Source organism: Chlorobiota bacterium (assembly GCA_016710285.1).
In the GTDB taxonomy this organism is placed as follows: domain Bacteria; phylum Bacteroidota; class Ignavibacteria; order OLB7; family OLB7; genus OLB7.
In genome coordinates, this window is the sequence record JADJXR010000001.1 from 547,770 (window position 1) to 565,188 (window position 17,419).

The window sequence follows — 17,419 nt, forward strand, 5'->3', positions numbered from 1 at the left end:
AGGTTAGGAACCCCGCCAACGCAGCAGCCCCCTCCCCCAAGGATGGTAGCCGAAGGTCTTTAGCCTTCGGCATCATCTTCGGTCTTCGGCAGGCTAAAGACCTGTTATTAATCCCGACGAAGGTCGGGGCCGCTACCGTGACGGCTCCAACTCAGTCAGGGCCGCTACCGTGATAGATGGCAGGCGCAGAACAATCATTCAACGGAACCTATCATTGCCCGTGCAACAACCGCAACCGACCCACGCAGGCGAATCGCCCAAACGGAATCTGCTTCCAACATTGGGCTTGTTCACCACCACCATGATTATTGTTGGGGCAATGATCGGCTCCGGAATTTTCCGCAAGCCAGGGGTGATGGCCAACGACCTTGTGGGGTTTGGGCTTGGGCTGCCGGAACTGCTGCTTGGGGTGTGGCTGCTTGCAGGGATCATCACCCTGTTCGGCGCGCTGACCAATGCCGAAATCGCCTCGATGATCCCAGAAACCGGCGGCCAGTATCTCTATTTCGACAGGATGTACGGGCCGCTGTTCGCCTACCTGTACGGCTGGGGGGTGTTCGCCGTTATCCAAACCGGCTCGATTGCCAGCATTGCCTACGTGTTCGCCGAGTATCTCACCCGCTTTGTTTCGCTTCCAAATCTGCCCCCCGCGTCCGAATCGTTTGCTTTTACGCTTCCCGGGATTGGGGCAATCCAGCCGCTGAAAGATATTGGCATCAAGCTGGCCGCCGCCGGGCTGATTATCCTGCTGACGGCCATTAATTACATCGGCGTGAGGTTCGGGGGGATGGTGCAGAATTTCTTCACGGTGGCAAAAGTGGCGGCCATTGCCGCGCTGGCGATTCTGGCATTCACCACGCCCGGGGCTGGCTCGGCGGGGAACCTCACCGCCGCCGCAAGCAACACCGCGGTGCAAGGGATTGGCGCGGTGGCAATCGCGCTGGCAATCGCCAAAGCGTTGGACGGAGCGTTCTGGGCCTACGACGGCTGGAACAACGTCACCTACATCGCCGGTGAGATTCGCCAGCCGCAACGGGTGATTCCGCGAGGGCTGATCTACGGAATGGCAACCGTGATAACGGTCTATATCTTGACCAACCTTGCCTACTTGTACGTGCTCCCAATGGAGGAAATGGCGGGGTCCAAACTGGTGGCGGCCGATGTTGCCTCCAAGTTCTTTGAAGGCGGGGACGCATGGATTGCCGCAGCGGTGATGATCTCCACATTCGGGACCACCAACGGGACGATTCTTGCCAGCGCACGGGTCTATTTTTCGATGGCCCGCCAGAACGTTTTCCCACGGTTTTTGGGGAACGCTCACCCACGGTTCCACACCCCGGGGGCATCGCTGGTGGTGCAATGCGTCTGGAGCGTCGCACTGCTGTTCAGCGGATCGTTCGACACCCTGACCGATATGCTGATTTTTGTGAGCTGGATTTTTTACGCCGCCGGTGCCTGGGGGGTGTTCGTGCTGCGCCGGCGGATGGCGGACCACCCGCGCCCGTACCGGGTTCCGGGGTTTCCGGTGGTTCCGGCAATCTTTGTGGTGTTCGCGGTCCTCTATCTGGGGCTGACCATCTACAACGATTTGAACGATTACGCAATCGCCACGGCGGCTGGCCAGCCCGCGGTTATCAAGTCGGTGTTCGGGCTGGCGTTGGTGGCTGTTGGGCTGCCGGTGTACTGGTACTATCGGAAGCGTTCGCGGGAGAAGTGAGGCTTCCCCGGAATGGAGTTTCTACCCTTTCGGGTTCGTTGGGCGAATATCCAACTCGCGGATCAGCGTCCGCTCCGGCAGGCTGACGGCAAGGCGGATTACCTCGGCAATCTCCTCAGGTTTTGGGGTTCGGTCGCGGTTTGGGACCGCAACCCCGGCGGCATCAAAAAAGGAGGTGTCCACCGAGCCAGGGGTCAGGGTGATAACGCGCACATCGCGTTTGCGGGCCTCGTGGAAAACGGATTCCATCAATCCCATCACCCCAAACTTGCTGGCGCAGTAGGCCCCGCCGCCAATAAATCCGTGCTTCCCCGCCAGCGAGCTTACCGTCACCACCGCGCCATGCCCCTGTTCGTAGAAATGGGGCAGCACGTACTTGGTGCAAAGGAAGACCCCACGAAGGTTCACGCGGATCACGTCGTCGAACTCCGCAGTGGTCAGCTCGGTGATTGGCCCGAAAGCTCCGTAGCCAGCGTTGTTCACCAACACATCAATGGTTCCAAACCGCTGGATGGTTTGGTTCACAAGATTTTCCACGTGCGATTCATCACCAACGTCAGTCGGGACAATCAGCGTCTGGGTTCCGGATGGAAGCGATGCGGCAACATCACGCAGCATCTCCTCCCGCCGTGCGGCAAGCACGATGCGCGCCCCTTCCTGGGCAAACATTCGCGCCGTGGCCGCGCCAATTCCCGCGCTTGCACCAGTGATGATAACTACCCGATGATGAAGGTCCATGATCTTTTGATTGCTTGATTGAGTGATTGAATGAAAAAGGTGAGATGATGCCCGCCCGCTCTCCTTGTAATCTCCATGAAAAAAACGCCCCCGAAGAGCGTGGCTCTTCAGGGACGTAATGCTTTCAATACTGCACCGATTAGGCCGGAACTTCGATATGGTTTTCCAGAGCCTTGACGATGTGGCCTTTTGGGACCGCACCAACAATCTGCTCCACCACTTTCCCCCCTTTGAAGACCAGCAGTGTTGGGATTGAGCGAATGCCGTAGTTCATCGAGATTTCTGGATTGGCATCCACATCCACTTTGCCAACTTTCACCTTGCCGGCGTATTCGCTGGAAAGCTCCTCGACGATTGGGGCAATCATGCGGCATGGGCCGCACCAGACTGCCCAGAAGTCAACCAGCACTGGCTCGTTTGCATCCAGCACTTCTGCTTGGAAATTTCCGTCCGTGAATTCCTTTGCCATGATGTCGTATTCTCCTGTTGGATACTGTTTATGAGTTATTGAGTTTGGGACTTGATTGATGGGGAGAGGGTTGTTGTGTGTTCGTCATCTGTTCCATCCAACAATCACCCTTGCGCCCCATGACGAACAACCCCCGCCGTTTCATGTTTCACCCGCCGCCCAGCACCGCGCCGCCGTTGACGCTAAGGGTTTGCCCAGTGATGAACGAGGCCTGGCGCGAGGCCAAAAACACCACCGCAGCGGCCACTTCCTCCGGTTCGCCAACCCTTCCAAGCGGTATTGATTTCTGGATGTTTTTTCTTGTTGCTGCGTCGCTTAAGGCCTGGGCGGTCATCTCGGTACGGATCCACCCGGGGGCAACGGAGTTGACGGTGATCCCCAGCGGCGCAAGCTCCACCGCCAGCGATTTCGTCAGCGCGATCAATCCCCCCTTGCTGGCGGCGTAGTGGCTGTATCCAGATTCCCCACGAAGGCCGGCAGTGGAGGAGATAAAGATCATCCGTTTTGGGGCGGAGGCCTCGCCAAGTGTCATCAGCCGCAGCGCGTCGTTGGCAACGATGAACGCGCCGGTCATGTTCGTGCTGATCGTCTCGCGCCAGTGGGCAAGGGTCATCTCCCCGAACGTTCCTGGGACCCAGATGCCGGCGTTCAGGACCAGAAGGTCCAGCCCCCCCCACGATTCCTCAATCCGCTTCATCATGGTTGCCACCAACCGTTCCTGGGTGACATCGGCGCGGAGCAGCATATGCTCAAAGTAGCGTTCGCCAAGTTTGCGGCCAAGCTCTTCGGCCGCTTCGGTGTTGTTCCGGTAGTTAATTGCCACCCGCGCACCGCTGGCCGCCAGCGCCATGCTGATGGCCCGCCCAATTCCGCGCGCCCCCCCAGTAACCAACGCACGCACGCCGTTCAAATCAAGAATCATGGAAGTTCAGCTGTGATAAAGAATGCGGATGCTGAAATATGTGAAGGATCCAAGCCGCCACCCCGCATCCCCCATAATTTGCATTCTGCCGTGAAGACAGCAATGGGGCTGGGTGGAAATCAACACCAGGCATCGCTGTTGAACGCTTGTTTTTTTTCGCGATGGAGAGATAGATAGAAAGAGAGAGAGAGTTCAAGATGGAGAGCTGGGGATGGAGTGTGATGGATGCTCCATCCCGTTGTTCCCACTTACTTCCACCCCACCCGCAGCACCACCGGGAAGTGGTCGCTGGTTCCGCCCAGGAAGAACTTCCCTTTGTAGGTTCGGAACGGCGGGCGGGCATCGCGGTCGGCGCGGCGGTCCCGAAGGAAATCGGGCGCGAAGACCGTCTCGGCAGTTTCGTACAGCACCAACCCTTTGTCATCCAACACCCCGGGCGACACCATAATCTGGTCAATCAGCTCCCAATCTTTTTTGTAGAAATAACTGCCGATGCGCCCCTCTTCCTCCACCGGGGCCGCCGTGTTCACCATGCGGTGATCGAACGCCCCGGTGCCGCTGTAGGCGCGTGCGTCCAGCACGTCGTGGATGGCGCGGTTGTGCGGTTCGTCGTTGAAATCCCCCATCATCACAACGTCGGCATTGGGGTCAATCGCCCGCAGCGAGTCAATGATTCGCACCGCCGTCTGGGCCGCAGCAACGCGGCGCGGCTCCGACTCCTCCTCACCCCCCAGCCGCGATGGCCAGTGGTTCACCAGCACGGTGAACGTTTTCCCCTGCCGTTGGAAGGTTGCTTCCATGATGTCGCGGGTGGGGCGTCCGGTTCCCAAGTCAACGCGGTGCATGGTGGTTCGCAGGTGCGTAAGCTCGGCGGTGCGGTAGAGCATCGCCACATCAATCCCGCGGCTATCCGGCGACTCGGCATGGACGATGGAATAGACTCCGTTGGGGAGATACTCCTGCGTTAAAATCTCCAGCACTCGCCTATTTTCAACCTCGCAAACGCCAAGCAGATCGGGGCCGCGGTACTCATTCATTGCACGAATTGCGCGGGCGATATTTGCCATTTTCCGTTCCAATCGTTCCTCGGTAAACTGGTTGGCCCCGCCCGGGGTGAATTCATCATCGCCACTGTTGAAAGGGTCGTCCTCGGTGTCGAACAAATTCTCCAGATTGTAGAAAGCGAACGTGAGGTAGCTGTCGGGCCGGTTGGGAACGGAGCGTGGGGCGGTTTGCCGCGCATCATCCTTCCCCTGTGCCGGACGGTCCTGCGCACGCGAGTGCGTCTCGGAACCGCTGCAGGCCGCAAGCGCAAGAAGAAGCAGCGAAGAACACAACGAAGGCATACTCAGTGATAAGTTCATGGCGTTTCTGTTGGCCGCAAGATACGTGAGGAATGGGGAAAGGAAGAAGAGGAGATGGCAAGGAATCGGGAGAGTTTTTTTCGGCGGGCAACGCAAAGATTCCCCGCACGCCATGCCTGAACGGGAAAGCAAGATTGATTTCCAACATGAGCACAACAACGGAAGAATTACGGGCCCAACTTGCCGCAGCAACCGAAAGCGACCAGCGCGCAACACTGCTTGTAAGGTTGGGCATGGCCCTTTCCAGAATGGAGCCGCAGGAAGGGTTGGGGTATGCCGAGGAGGCCCAAAAAATCGCACGCCAACTGCGCGACGACATCACCCGTGCCCACGCCTTGCACGCAATGGCTTGCTGCTACGAGACGATGGCCCAATACCAGCCAGCAATTGAGGCCGCACAGAAGGCGCGGTGGCTGTTCCAAAAACGTGGCGACCAGATTGGCGAAGGGACCTGCCTGAACGCCATTGGGGTGATTGCCTACGGCATGAGCGATTACCCGGCGGCGTTGGACGCGCTGACCCAAGCCCGCGAGATTTTTGCCGCAGCGGACGACCAGCCCGGGCTGGCCTCGGCCTTCAACAACACCGGGATGGTGTATCAAGAATTGGGGAGCTATCCAGAATCGCTGAACGCCTACTTGCAGGCCTTGCGAATCAACGAAGAGCTGGGGAACGAGCAGCTTATTGGGGTGAACATCGGGAACGTCAGCAATATCTACTTCTACCTGGGGGACAGCGAACGTTCCTTCCAATATGACCTTCGCGCATTGGAAATTGCCCGCCGCCTGAACGACCTGTACGGCATTGGCCACACGCTGGACAACATCTCCTCGCACCACAAAACCCGCGGCGACTACGATGCCGCGCTGGCCGCGCTCAACGAATCGCTGGGGATATTCCAACAGATGCAGGCCAAGCGGTACGAGGCCGCCATACTGATAAAATTGGGGGCACTGCACGAGCTGCAGAAGCACGCCGATGCTGCGCTGGAGCAGTACCGCGCCGCAGCAACAATCGCCGCAGCCATTGGGGACATGAACACGCTTGCCCACGCCCAAGCGAACATCGGCGCGCTGCACCACCGCCGCGATGAGCATGCCGAAGCGGTGGCGATACTGCACGAAGGGATTGCCACCGCGCAAGCATCGGCAAACCTGCGGGTGGAATGCGAGGCCACGCGGCTGCTGGCCGAATCGCTGGCGGCAACCAAGAACCATGCCGAGGCATTCGCGCAGCTGGGTTCCCACCTTGAGCTTTTGGCGAAGCTCGCCAGCCAGCAGCAACGGAAGCTGGTGGCCGAAGCCCAAGCCCGTTTCGACGTTGAGCGGGCCGAACGGGAGCGCGAGGTGTTGCGGCTGCGGAACCAGCACTTGGAGGAAACAATGGAGCTGCGGAACAAGGAGCTAACCACCCTGGCGATGAACCTTGTTCAGAAAAACACCTTCCTGCAAAAAATCCGGAAGGATACCGAGCACTTGGCCGACCAGCACCCGGTGGCGAAAACCGCGCTGAAGGCGTTAATGCGTGAGATTGTTGAAAACCTTCGCGGCGACGACGATTGGGAGCGATTCCAGCAAGAGTTTCAGCACGTCCACCAAGATTTCATCCGCCAGATCGCCAACGATTATCCAAAGCTGACCCCAACCGAACTGAAGGTTTGCGCACTGCTGAAGGTGAATCTCTCCAACAAGGAGATCGCCAACCTTCTTTCCATTTCCTTGCGGAGCATCGAAAGCCACCGCTACTCCATCCGCAAAAAAATGGACCTTGCTGGCGACACCAACCTTGCAGCCTACCTTGCCGCGTTGTAGCCGCCACCACCGTTTCCCCGATGGCCCGCCGTGCGGTGGCCATTGGGGTGGTTGGCTGTGCGTGCTCCATTCACCCGTCCGCCGCCCCCCTTCTTCCCGATCCGTAGTTTTTCAGTAGTGCCTTCGCTGGGGCCTCCATCTATGTTCGTAGTGAATTAAAAATGCCACAGGGCAGAACTTCACATTCAACAACGAACAACGATGACACGCTTATATCCATCAATGATCCTTGCACTGCTGCTGATTGGGGCATCGGGCGCGGCGGCGCAAGGGGTGACAATTTCCGGCAGCATCACCGAAGCCAACAGCGGCGAAGCAATCACCGGCGCAACGGTTGCGTTGTTTCGGGAATCGGACTCCATCAAGCCCGCACGTGGCGGCATTAGCAACCGGTTCGGGTTTTACTCTATCCCCAACGTTGCCCCCGGGCGGTACAACCTTGTTGCCCGCAGCATTGGAGCGCAGCAACGGGTTCAATCCATCCTGATTCCAGAAAGCAGGGTACTAACGTTGGTGGAATCGGGTGACACCACAGCGTCAACATCAGAATCAGCATCAGAATGCCGCATCAGCCTTATCGCTGATTCCGGAGCCGACGTCACCGCCACACGGTTAAATATCTGCTTGCAGCCAAAGCAGGTGACGGGCCGCGAGGTGGTGGTGGTGGCCGAACGCTACGACGACGCGGCCATCAGCACCGTTGCGATTGACCCGCAGCTCTCGAAAAAACTTCCATCGCTTGGTGGCGAGCCGGACATCATGCGGACGCTGCAACTGCTTCCCGGAATCAAGGCGGGAAGTGAGATCAGCAGCGGGTTGTATATCCGTGGTGGGTCGCCGGACCAGAACCTGATTCTGCTGGATGGCGTGACGGTCTATAACCCCTCGCACATTGGCGGATTCCTGAGCACGTTCAACAGCGATGCCATTCGCGACGTGAAAGTGATGAAAGGGATTTTCCCGGCGGAGTATGGCGGGCGGCTGTCGGGAGTGGTGGACATGACGATGCGGGAAGGAACCAAGGAGAAATTCAGCGGGGCCGCAGGCATCAGCCTTTTGAACTCGCGCCTGACGGTGGAAGGCCCCATCAGCGACGACATCAGCTTCATGGTCTCCGGACGCCGGATGTACATGGATCTTGCAATGAAGCTGGCCGGCAACCCGGAAGATGTTCCCGACTACTACTTCTACGATCTGAACGGAAAGATGAATTGGCGGCTGTCGGAGTCGGACCAGTTGTTCGTTAGCGGCTATTCCGGTCGCGATGACTTCCGGACCGACCCGAGCGGGACCGATCAGCTTCTGTTGAACTGGGGGAACGCCACCGCGAATCTGCGCTGGTCGCATATCGTCTCCCCAACCATCTTCACCAACTTCTCGGCAATCTTCACCAACTATGATTGCTCCTCGACGCTGATGCAAGTGGTGATGAGTTCGCCGCAAAGTGGGTTCAAAACGTACAGCCAAATCCGCGACATCACGGCCCGCGGCCAGGCGCAGATGTTTGCGGGGGAGGACCATATCATCAAGACCGGGTTTGAGGTAACCAACCACCAGTTCAGCGCAAGCGCAAGCGATGTGGTGAGTGAGCTTGAGAAGGTTGGGGCAGCGCCAACAACGTTGGGAGGAACCGAGGGCGGTTTCTTCCTGCAAGATGAGTGGCAGATTACGCCACGCCTGCAAGCAAACATCGGCGCACGGGCAAGCTACTTCAGCAACGGGAACCACCTGCGGATCGAGCCACGGGTATCGCTGGCATACTCCATTACCGACAACATCACCGCGCGGGGTGGATACTCGGCCAACAATCAATACCTGCACATGATCACGCGGAACGACATCGCGCTGCCAACCGACATTTGGTTCCCGGCAACGGCCAGAGTTAAGCCCGCAACGGCCGAGCAAGTGGCCGCAGGGATCGAAACGCGGCTGTTTGATAATCAGGTGCTGCTGAGCGTCGAGGGCTACTACAAATCCATGAACAACCTGTTGGAGTTCCAGGATACCGCATCGTTCTCGTTGCTTGCTCCGCTCGAAAGTTCTTTCACCGTGGGCGATGGCAAGGCGTACGGCGTTGAGGTGTTCCTGAACAAGCAGATTGGCGCGCTTACGGGGTGGGTTGGGTACACGCTTTCCTGGACCGACCGGACGTTTGCCGAACTCAACCGGGGAAAAACGTTCTACCCCACCTTCGACCGCCGCCACGACATTTCGGTGGTTGCCACCTACAAGCTGAGCGATTCTTGGGAAGTTGGGGCATCGTGGGTGTATGCAACGGGGCGAGCGGTGTCGGTGCCAACCGGGCAGTTCATCTACCAACGCGACAATGGCCGTTCAGCAACCTACGCCCCCGAAAGCCGCTACGATTTTATCGAGCGCAACGGCTACCGGCTGCCGGCCTTCCACAAATTGGACCTGAACTTCACGCATAATTTCCAGTGGTTTGCCTTGCCGTTCGCGTTGTCGCTGAACGTGTACAACGCCTACAACCACCAGAACGTGTTCTCGCAAGCGGTTGACACTGATTTTGCGGAAAACGCCACCACTGGCGAATCCTACCAAAAGCACGTGCTTCAGCGGACAACGTTATTCCCCACACTGCTCACGGTGGGCATTAGCTGCAAATTTTAATTCAACCAGAAACCAACAAACAGGGCAATAGCAATGAACAACTCCCAATCCAGCATAAAAAACCGCTCCATGAAATCCATGAGCCGCGTTGCGCTTTTCGCAATCCTTGCACTTCTTGCTTTTGGGGCAACCGCTTGCCAAGAAGAGCTTTCGGCGGACCTTCCATACGTTGAACGGGTGATGGTGCGTGGCGAATTAACAGTGGGCACGCCGGCAGAAGCGATCCGTTTTACGCGGACCTTGCCAATCAACTACACGAACAATGATTCCGCCTCCATCTACAAAGCGATTGAACTAACCGACGTGTCGGGCTATATCGAGGCCGAAGGGACGAAATATCCGTTGGTTCATACTGGCCGCGGGGAATATCGGGCAGAGGGTCTGGTGGTGAAGCCAAGCGTTCGCTACAGCCTTAACGCAACGTGGCAGGGGAAAACGGTGACGGCAACAACAACGTCGCCAAGTCAATCTCCAAAAGTTGACACCATCGCTTGGTTGGATGCTGGAACCTACGATTTTAATGGAGAGCCGAAATACACCCTTGAAGCAGTGATAGTCCCTGCCGAAAACATGGTGTACAGCGTTGAATATGCTCTGGAGGGAAGGGGCTATGGATTAAATTCCCATGAAACCTATCCAGACCCTGTTCGGCGTTCCGCCGACGTTCAGAGTGATAATCGGGTGCATCTAAAAATAGGCCATTATTACAGCGTAAAACCATCGGGCGAGAATTACCATGGCAGCTTTATGGTCTATGCTTGGGATAAGGCATACTACAATTTTTTCAGCAGCTACTACGGCAACCTATTTGCCGAGGATAGCGACAACCCGTTCGGCAGCCAAGACCGCGCCATTGCTTGGAACGTGAGCGGTGACGGCGCAGGAACATTTTTTGCAAGAACAGCAACGGAAATACGCTGGTAAAAACAACGATTACAACAACGATCGCGGAGGAAACAATGACTGAAGAGGCCTACAACCCAATTTCCTGCTCACTTCATGATGAGCTGCTTTCGCTGGCAACGCTGCGGCGCGTTGTGCCAGTGGTTTGGAAAGGCGCAGACGGAACGGAGCATCAAACAGATGAAAAAATTGTTGATGTCTTCTCGCGCCAAACTCAAGAATTCCTGCAATTATCGTCAGGCAGAGAAATTCGGCTGGACAAGCTGGTGCGGGTTGACGGGAAGGAGTTTGGCGGGGTATGCTAAAACGGCGCGTGGGTAGCGGTATGAAGGCCATACCGCTACCCACGGCGTTTATTCTGGATTATTTTATTATTCGTCGTCGTTCCCTTCATCGCCGTACAGTTCGCGCTGCAGTGCGTCGAAGGCCTCGGTATCAAAGCGGTTACGGACGATTTTTGCTTCGGTGAAGAAGATCACATCCTCGGCAATATTTGTTGCGTGGTCGGCAAGCCGCTCCATATTCCGGAGCAGAACAATCAGCGTCACCCCACCTTCAATAAATTCCGGGTTTTGCTTCATCATCTCCACAATGTGGCGGCCCAATCGGTTTTCGTACTGATCCACCCGCATATCGCTTTTCATGGTGGTGATGGCCAGCTCGGGATCGTTGTTGACGAAGCTGTCAATCGTTAGCTTCACCATCGTGTGCACCGCGTCGGTCATCTGCGAAAGCTCAATTTGCTCCACAAACGCCCGGAACGGAAGCAGCCCCTCCACCGCGCGCGCAACGTTAAACGCAAGGTCCCCCATCCGCTCAAGGTCGCTGTTAATTTTCAGCGCGGCCATAATCAACCGAAGGTCCCGCGCAACCGGTTGCTGCAACGCAAAAATTCGCTGGCACTGTTTTTCGATCTTAAAATCGAGTTTATCCACCTTACTGTCGCGGTCCATCACCAGGCGGGCCAGCGTGGGATTCCATTCAATCAGCGAGCGGAATGCATACTCCACTTGCTCATCCACCAAGCTCCCCATTTTGATAATACGGGTGCGAAGTTTGTCAAGCTCATCTTCAAACGTTCTGGTCATTTCTCTATTCCTTATTCGGTGTTCAGCTGTGTTGTTTGTTTAGGCTTCTGGCGCGCCCCGCTGCGCGACTATCCGAACCGACCCGTGATGTAATCTTCGGTCTGTTTTTTCTTCGGGTTCGTAAAAATATCACGGGTTGAACCGAACTCGATTAATTCACCAACATAAAAGAACGCAGTGTAATCGCTGACGCGCGCGGCCTGCTGCATGCTGTGGGTGACGATGATGATCGTATAATTCTCCTTCAGCTCCAAAATTAGGTCCTCCACTTTGCTGGTGGAGATTGGGTCAAGGGCGGAACACGGCTCGTCCATCAGCAAAATATCGGGGTTTACGGCAATGGCGCGGGCAATGCACAGCCGCTGCTGCTGCCCCCCTGATAAGGACAACGCCGAGGCCGTTAGGCGGTCCTTGATTTCGTTCCACAACGCAGCACCTTTCAGGCTTCGCTCAACGATTTCGTCAAGTTGGGCTTTATCGGTGATGCCGTTTATTCGTGGCCCGTAGGCGATATTCTCATAGACAGATTTCGGAAATGGGTTTGATTTCTGGAACACCATTCCCACCCGTTTCCGCAAGTTCACCACGCTCACTTCCGGCGCGTAGATATTCACATCCTCGATGTTCACTTCCCCGGTAATTCGCACCCCTTCAATCAAGTCGTTCATGCGGTTAAGCGACCGAATAAACGTGCTTTTCCCGCACCCCGATGGCCCAATAAATGCCGTCACTTTGTTGGCGTACATATTCATTGAAATATCTTTCAATGCTTGCTTCTCGCCATAGTAGAGCGACAAGTTGTTGGTGCGGATTTTTGTTATTTCTTCTTTTTTCATGGTCGGTAATCGGCAGTTGATAGCCAGTGCTTGCGCATTCATTGTTGCCATGCCCGCAAAAGCGGGAGCCGAATATCGGCAAGGCGCATCGTTCGATTGTTATCACACCAACTTCCGCTTGCGCAGTCGGGAGCGGAGCATGATTGCTGTAAGATTCAATGCCAGCGTCAGGCCAAGCAGCACCAGCGTTGTGGCATATTGCAGCGGGCGCGTTGCGTCAACATCTGGCGACTGGGTGGCCAGGATATAAAGGTGATACCCCAAATGCATGAACTGGTCGCTGAACGACGACGGCAGTTCTTGCAGCGAATAGACCGCTCCGGTAAATAAAATTGGGGCAACCTCACCAGCACCGCGACTAACCGCCAAAATGGAGCCTGTTAAAATTCCTGGGATACAGTTGGGGAGAATAATTCGCCAGATAGTCTCCCATTTTGTTGCCCCCAACGCCAAACTTGCTTCGCGAATTTCGCGCGGGACGGTGCGCAAGGCTTCCTCCACCGAGACAATCACCACCGGAAGAGTAAGAAGCGCAAGGGTTAATGCTGCCCAAATCAGCGATGGTTTCCCCCACTCTAATTCTTTTTTTTCGGAAAGATATTCCATCACTCTCTCGGTGTTCACCGCAGCAGTTGTGCCTTCTGGATAGGCTTCCAACTGGCGCACCTGCTCGCTCCAATCGAATTCATTATTCTCCAAAAAAATCTTCAAATCGCCAACCGTTGATTTTTTGCCGCCGGATAATGGGGATGCGCTAACGGCTAACGTTGTACGTAAATCCTCCATTTTGCTGTTGTAGCGAACGGAGTCTATCTGGCCGCCAAGTGTTTGGATGAAAAAACCCAACCCAAACAGCCCAAACACGATGGAAGGCACGCCGGCCAGGGTATTCACCGCAAAGCGGATAACCCGTGCAAAAATGGAGGTCCGCTTGGCGTACTCCGTTAGATAGAGTGCGGTGATGGTCCCCACCGGAACCGCCGCAAGGGTCATAATCAGCACCAGGAGCACCGTTCCGTAAATAGCGGGGAAAATCCCCCCTTCGGTGTTCATGTTGCGGGGGGAATCGGACAAGAATTCCCAGCTAAGATGCCCCGACCCGGTGATGATAAAATTGCCGATGATAACAGCAATAAACAGCAGAATGATGATAACAGATAGCAGCGGAAGCCCAGTGGCAAAGAAGCCAAGAATGCTTTTCTTTCCGCCGTGAAAAACTGTTTGCTTGATTTCCATTAATTATGCCCCCCGGAATTTTTTGATGAGCCGCTCTTTCACATAAAACTCAGTGATAAAATTGATGATGAACGAAAAAATAAAGAGCAAGACACCCAAGAAGAACAGCACCTGGTAATGCGGCGAGCCGAACACCACTTCCCCCATTTCCGCACCGATTGTGGCCGCGAAGGTCCGAACCGGCTCGGTAAAACTCCAATTAAATGTTCCGGCATTTCCGGTGGCCATCAGGGCGATCATGGTTTCGCCAACTGCGCGGCCGGTGCCAAGCAGAATTGCCGCAAAAACTCCCGGCGTTGCCGCCGGCAACATCACCCTGTAGGCGGTTTGCCACTCGCTTGCACCCACCGCCAGCGAGGCCTCGCGCAGCGATTGCGGGACCGCACGCAAAGCATCGTCGCAGATGGTGTACACGATGGGGATCACCGCCAGCCCAAGCCCAATGCCGCCAACGATGGAGTTCAGCCGGAAATCCAAGCCGAACACCGACTGCACCACGCTTGCCACCGTCATCAAACAGAAAAAGCCCAGCACCACCGAAGGGATTCCAGCAAGCAACTCGATAACCGGTTTTAGTTTTTCGCGAATCCATTGCGGCGCAAAAAATGCGGTGTAGAGCGCGGCAAGAATCGCCAGCGGAACCGCAAACACCATTGCCACCAGCGTGGTTTTCAGCGTTCCGAGGATAATCGGATAAATGCCATATCGCGGATGCTCCGAGTTCGGCTGCCAGTTGCTGTAGGCCAGGTAGGAGATGTTCACCGGGGATTCATGTTCCAAGATCGGGTAATCATCGCCAACGATGCGGCGGGCGCGTTCGGCTTCCTCCTCCGGCGTTGTGGGCTTGGGGGTAGTGCCGCCCGGCGCTGTGGTTGCAACCCCACCAGTGGAATCGCCGGCGGGCGATTGGCTTGGCAGATCCTTCTCTTCGGGGTTGTACTGTTCCGATTCAATCTCCCCAGTGTCGGCCACTGCCGTAGCTGTGCTGCCCGGGGTTTGCACAGCGGCGGGGGCCTCCTTCTTCTCCGTTTCGGCTCCCCCAAAAAATATGGGCGATGCTTCACGGAAGACGAACAGGAAGATGAGGAAGATGAAGATGATGGAGGTTGTGGAAACCGCGAAGATTCCAAGCTCAATCAGCCGCTCACCGATTCGGCGTTCCTTTTGGGTTAGCGATGGATATGAACCAACCGGACCCGTGGCCGCGCCAGCAGGCGTTTGCTTGGGTTGGCTTTGTTGTTTTGGTTGCTCTGGCTTCATGGAAGAGAAAACGAAGACGGTTGTGTGGCCGGAATCGGCGCGGTTGCGTTAGCGGGGCAAAAGTACAGCGAACACCAGTTGGTTGCTGAACAATCCGTGAACGGTTACGAATCCTTGATCTGCACCGATTGCCATCCCACCCCGATTTCAACAGGGACGCGGCCCAAGCCATACGCTGGGCCACGCCTGATTGCACATCTGCATCGGGGTCTATTTGCCGATTGCCACGGTTTTACAGCGGGAAGTATCCGGTTTTCTTCACAACGGATTGACCTTCGGCGGAGATAATCCAATCAACGTAGGATTTCAACGAACCCGTTGGGCGGTTCCTGAGATAGATATACAGGTAGCGGCTGATTGGATAGGAACCGTTGTTGATGCTGGCATCCGACGGCGCAACGGCATTGCCACCATCGGTGGCACTGACCGGGCAGACTTTCACCCCTTTCGCATATCCGAACCCGCCGTAGCCAATGCCGTTGGCATCTTTGGCCACCGCGTTCACCACTGCGGCAGTTCCCGGCAAGGTTTGGACGCTTCCGCCAAAGTCGTAGCCGCCAAGAATATGCTCCTTAAAGAAGGCGTACGTCCCCGAGCTGTTCTCGCGGCCATAGACGATGATCCTGGCGTTCTTCCCCCCAACCTGGCTCCAGTTGGTGATGGTCCCCATGTAAATCCCTTTCAACTGGTTGATGGAAAGTTTGCTTACGCCGTTGGATGGATGGAGGTAGATAGTGATCCCATCCTTCGCAACGCGGACCTCCACACCAGGGGAGCCGTAGCGGTTTTTCAGCTGCTGCTTTTCGGATTTGGTCATCGGGCGCGAGGAATTGCAAATGTCGGTGGTGCCGTTAATCAGTGCCGAGATTCCGGTCCCCGAGCCGCCGCCGGTAACGCGGATGGAAACGCCGGAATTTTTGGCTTGATACGTCTCGGCCCATTTCTGTGCAAGGATCACCATTGTGTCCGAGCCTTTCACCGTGATGACCTCCACCGGCATGAAGGCATACAGGCCAACACAGGCGGCAATCAGTGTCAACGTTAGAAGCAGTTTCTTGAGCATTGTTTTTTGGAAGTTATGGGGTTGCTGTTGGGTTAGAATTTATACTGGAAGCGGACGGTTGTTTTGTTATCCTTCAGGTCCTCCAGGCCGCCAAAGGAGTCTTTTTCTGTGGTGGGCATTTCATACCACAGGGTGATGCGGGCGTTCTTGATGAAGATGCTTCCACCAATGCCCAGCACCCCAACGGCCATATCCCCCGATGAAGTGACTTGCGCCCCTTCCATATCGGTGTTGCGGTCGAAGTAATCGTACTTCACGGCGATCTGTGCATCGGCGCCGAAGTTCTGGATGAAGTAGGCGTAGTACCCCATTTGATTGCGGACTTGCACCGGCTTGGCAGCGGTTCCTGGAACAATCCGGATGCTATCCTTTCCATCGCTCCCTTTGGTGATGCCAACGGTGGAAGCCCCCGCCGAGGTGGCAGCCGTTGGGCGGCTTCCCGACATCAGCTCACCTTTGATAATCGTTCCGCCAATCGGAAGCAGGTCAAGGAAGATTTGGCCTTCGAAGTTGACGTTGCTCCGGTTCCCCCAGCCGCGCCAATCGCCGGTGGCATCGTTGAACACCAGCTTGGTTTTCCCATCCACCGTTTCCAGCAGCGAGTCGGTGGTGACGGGGATTCCGCCGCGATAGAGCGTGGCCCCAAGATCAATCTGAACAGGCGACTCATCGCCGAACGGAACGGGGAATGTCAGGCGGGCAATCAGGTCCTTGTAGGAATCCACCTCCGATGCAGCGATTGCGCCGCCACCGTTGAACAACCCCACTTGCAGCTTCGGCGTGAAGCCCTGGGCAAGCGTTGGATAGTAGGTGAACATCAGCCCCAGGTCCCGCTCTTCCGGGTAGAACGCGCGGGTGACCTGGGAGCGTTCGGTGGATTCGCGGTTGCTGGAGGAGATTTCAACTTCGTAGTTCGGGCGGTTGAACGAGCCGACGGTAAGATTCAGTTCGTTATCGGGAAGCAATCCGAAATCAACATAGGCCTCCTTCAGCACCACTCCCCGCTCGCTGATGTCGGGATACAGCACCGCTGTTAGCCCCTGATACCGATGCTGAAACTTGATCCGGCCACGGCGGATCAGGAAGGCGTTGCGCCGTGCGTCGCTGTACAAAGCGCGCCCTTGCGGGTTGGTGGTTTGGTCAAAATGCTGCCACTCGGCTTGGATGTAGCCGGAGATTTTCAGCTGGTTCAGCTTCTCCAGCGCCCCCTCGGCAACGTCCATCCGCTCCTTCAACGTCTCAACATCGCCGTGGAGTTCTTCCGGCGATTTTTTCTCAGGAGTGTCCGCTTCTTCTTGCGCCTGCACAACGCCGATGCTGCAGGCAAGCACCGCGCACAGTGTTGAAAATCCGCGTACCAATGATCCCATGTTTTGGTTTT

Annotated in this window: 15 protein-coding genes; 5 read left to right on the forward strand and 10 right to left on the reverse strand. The window is 56.2% G+C overall.

The genetic code is table 11. The features are described 5' to 3' along the window. Nucleotides 1-214: 214 nt before the first annotated feature. Nucleotides 215-1,717 carry an amino acid permease gene (locus IPM61_01955; protein MBK8910069.1) on the forward strand — a complete coding sequence of 501 codons (1,503 nt, stop codon included), beginning with the start codon at nucleotides 215-217 and terminating at the stop codon, nucleotides 1,715-1,717. A 21-nt stretch (nucleotides 1,718-1,738) separates the two neighbouring features. On the opposite strand, the gene IPM61_01960 is transcribed toward IPM61_01955, so the two are convergent. From IPM61_01960 to IPM61_01975, 4 genes are all read right to left on the reverse strand, one after another. After that, nucleotides 1,739-2,455 carry an SDR family NAD(P)-dependent oxidoreductase gene (locus IPM61_01960; protein ID MBK8910070.1) on the reverse strand — a complete coding sequence of 239 codons (717 nt, stop codon included), beginning with the start codon at nucleotides 2,453-2,455 and terminating at the stop codon, nucleotides 1,739-1,741. A 139-nt stretch (nucleotides 2,456-2,594) separates the two neighbouring features. Beyond that, on the reverse strand, nucleotides 2,595-2,924 hold the full coding sequence (gene trxA, locus IPM61_01965; protein MBK8910071.1) for a thioredoxin: 330 nt from the start codon (nucleotides 2,922-2,924) through the stop codon (nucleotides 2,595-2,597). A 148-nt stretch (nucleotides 2,925-3,072) separates the two neighbouring features. Continuing rightward, nucleotides 3,073-3,846 carry an SDR family oxidoreductase gene (locus tag IPM61_01970; GenBank protein MBK8910072.1) on the reverse strand — a complete coding sequence of 258 codons (774 nt, stop codon included), beginning with the start codon at nucleotides 3,844-3,846 and terminating at the stop codon, nucleotides 3,073-3,075. Nucleotides 3,847-4,094: 248 nt separating this feature from the next. Beyond that, nucleotides 4,095-5,210 (reverse strand): endonuclease/exonuclease/phosphatase family protein, encoded by a 1,116-nt coding sequence (locus tag IPM61_01975; protein ID MBK8910073.1) that lies wholly within the window; start codon nucleotides 5,208-5,210, stop codon nucleotides 4,095-4,097. Nucleotides 5,211-5,356: 146 nt separating this feature from the next. On the opposite strand from IPM61_01975, the gene IPM61_01980 reads away from it, so the two are divergent. From IPM61_01980 to IPM61_01995, 4 genes are all read left to right on the forward strand, one after another. Next, nucleotides 5,357-7,021 carry a tetratricopeptide repeat protein gene (locus IPM61_01980; protein ID MBK8910074.1) on the forward strand — a complete coding sequence of 555 codons (1,665 nt, stop codon included), beginning with the start codon at nucleotides 5,357-5,359 and terminating at the stop codon, nucleotides 7,019-7,021. 201 nt (nucleotides 7,022-7,222) lie between these two features. After that, nucleotides 7,223-9,652, forward strand: coding sequence for a TonB-dependent receptor (locus tag IPM61_01985; protein MBK8910075.1), 2,430 nt, complete (start codon nucleotides 7,223-7,225; stop codon nucleotides 9,650-9,652). 33 nt (nucleotides 9,653-9,685) lie between these two features. Continuing rightward, nucleotides 9,686-10,576 (forward strand): DUF4249 family protein, encoded by an 891-nt coding sequence (locus IPM61_01990; GenBank protein MBK8910076.1) that lies wholly within the window; start codon nucleotides 9,686-9,688, stop codon nucleotides 10,574-10,576. A gap of 35 nt (nucleotides 10,577-10,611) precedes the next feature. Then, nucleotides 10,612-10,860, forward strand: a complete 249-nt coding sequence (locus IPM61_01995; GenBank protein ID MBK8910077.1) for a hypothetical protein — start codon at nucleotides 10,612-10,614, stop codon at nucleotides 10,858-10,860. A 66-nt stretch (nucleotides 10,861-10,926) separates the two neighbouring features. Here the strand turns inward: IPM61_01995 and phoU are convergent, their stop codons facing one another. The 6 genes from phoU to IPM61_02025 all read right to left on the reverse strand — a co-directional run bounded on the left by phoU (nucleotide 10,927) and on the right by IPM61_02025 (nucleotide 17,408). Beyond that, complete coding sequence (gene phoU, locus IPM61_02000) at nucleotides 10,927-11,643, reverse strand: phosphate signaling complex protein PhoU (protein ID MBK8910078.1); 717 nt, start codon at nucleotides 11,641-11,643, stop codon at nucleotides 10,927-10,929. Nucleotides 11,644-11,711: 68 nt separating this feature from the next. Further along, nucleotides 11,712-12,521 (reverse strand): phosphate ABC transporter ATP-binding protein, encoded by an 810-nt coding sequence (locus IPM61_02005; GenBank protein ID MBK8910079.1) that lies wholly within the window; start codon nucleotides 12,519-12,521, stop codon nucleotides 11,712-11,714. A gap of 60 nt (nucleotides 12,522-12,581) precedes the next feature. Then, nucleotides 12,582-13,715: a phosphate ABC transporter permease PstA gene (locus tag IPM61_02010; protein MBK8910080.1), complete on the reverse strand. Its 1,134-nt coding sequence runs from the start codon at nucleotides 13,713-13,715 to the stop codon at nucleotides 12,582-12,584. Between the two features lie 3 nt (nucleotides 13,716-13,718). Continuing rightward, nucleotides 13,719-14,975, reverse strand: a complete 1,257-nt coding sequence (gene pstC / locus IPM61_02015) for a phosphate ABC transporter permease subunit PstC (GenBank protein MBK8910081.1) — start codon at nucleotides 14,973-14,975, stop codon at nucleotides 13,719-13,721. A gap of 232 nt (nucleotides 14,976-15,207) precedes the next feature. Beyond that, nucleotides 15,208-16,038, reverse strand: coding sequence for a phosphate ABC transporter substrate-binding protein (locus IPM61_02020; GenBank protein MBK8910082.1), 831 nt, complete (start codon nucleotides 16,036-16,038; stop codon nucleotides 15,208-15,210). Nucleotides 16,039-16,070: 32 nt separating this feature from the next. Further along, nucleotides 16,071-17,408 (reverse strand): hypothetical protein, encoded by a 1,338-nt coding sequence (locus tag IPM61_02025; protein ID MBK8910083.1) that lies wholly within the window; start codon nucleotides 17,406-17,408, stop codon nucleotides 16,071-16,073. Between the last annotated feature and the right edge of the window lie 11 nt (nucleotides 17,409-17,419).

What these genes read in the sequence shown, in the direction of transcription:
- IPM61_01960 (MBK8910070.1), bottom strand. Translation starts at nt 2,455, where the DNA reads ATGGACCTTCATCATCGGGTAGTTATCATCACTGGTGCAAGCGCGGGA.
- trxA (MBK8910071.1), bottom strand. Translation starts at nt 2,924, where the DNA reads ATGGCAAAGGAATTCACGGACGGAAATTTCCAAGCAGAAGTGCTGGAT.
- IPM61_01970 (MBK8910072.1), bottom strand. Translation starts at nt 3,846, where the DNA reads ATGATTCTTGATTTGAACGGCGTGCGTGCGTTGGTTACTGGGGGGGCG.
- IPM61_01975 (MBK8910073.1), bottom strand. Translation starts at nt 5,210, where the DNA reads ATGAACTTATCACTGAGTATGCCTTCGTTGTGTTCTTCGCTGCTTCTT.
- IPM61_01980 (MBK8910074.1), top strand. Translation starts at nt 5,357, where the DNA reads ATGAGCACAACAACGGAAGAATTACGGGCCCAACTTGCCGCAGCAACC.
- IPM61_01985 (MBK8910075.1), top strand. Translation starts at nt 7,223, where the DNA reads ATGACACGCTTATATCCATCAATGATCCTTGCACTGCTGCTGATTGGG.
- IPM61_01990 (MBK8910076.1), top strand. Translation starts at nt 9,686, where the DNA reads ATGAACAACTCCCAATCCAGCATAAAAAACCGCTCCATGAAATCCATG.
- IPM61_01995 (MBK8910077.1), top strand. Translation starts at nt 10,612, where the DNA reads ATGACTGAAGAGGCCTACAACCCAATTTCCTGCTCACTTCATGATGAG.
- phoU (MBK8910078.1), bottom strand. Translation starts at nt 11,643, where the DNA reads ATGACCAGAACGTTTGAAGATGAGCTTGACAAACTTCGCACCCGTATT.
- IPM61_02005 (MBK8910079.1), bottom strand. Translation starts at nt 12,521, where the DNA reads ATGAATGCGCAAGCACTGGCTATCAACTGCCGATTACCGACCATGAAA.
- IPM61_02010 (MBK8910080.1), bottom strand. Translation starts at nt 13,715, where the DNA reads ATGGAAATCAAGCAAACAGTTTTTCACGGCGGAAAGAAAAGCATTCTT.
- pstC (MBK8910081.1), bottom strand. Translation starts at nt 14,975, where the DNA reads ATGAAGCCAGAGCAACCAAAACAACAAAGCCAACCCAAGCAAACGCCT.
- IPM61_02020 (MBK8910082.1), bottom strand. Translation starts at nt 16,038, where the DNA reads ATGCTCAAGAAACTGCTTCTAACGTTGACACTGATTGCCGCCTGTGTT.
- IPM61_02025 (MBK8910083.1), bottom strand. Translation starts at nt 17,408, where the DNA reads ATGGGATCATTGGTACGCGGATTTTCAACACTGTGCGCGGTGCTTGCC.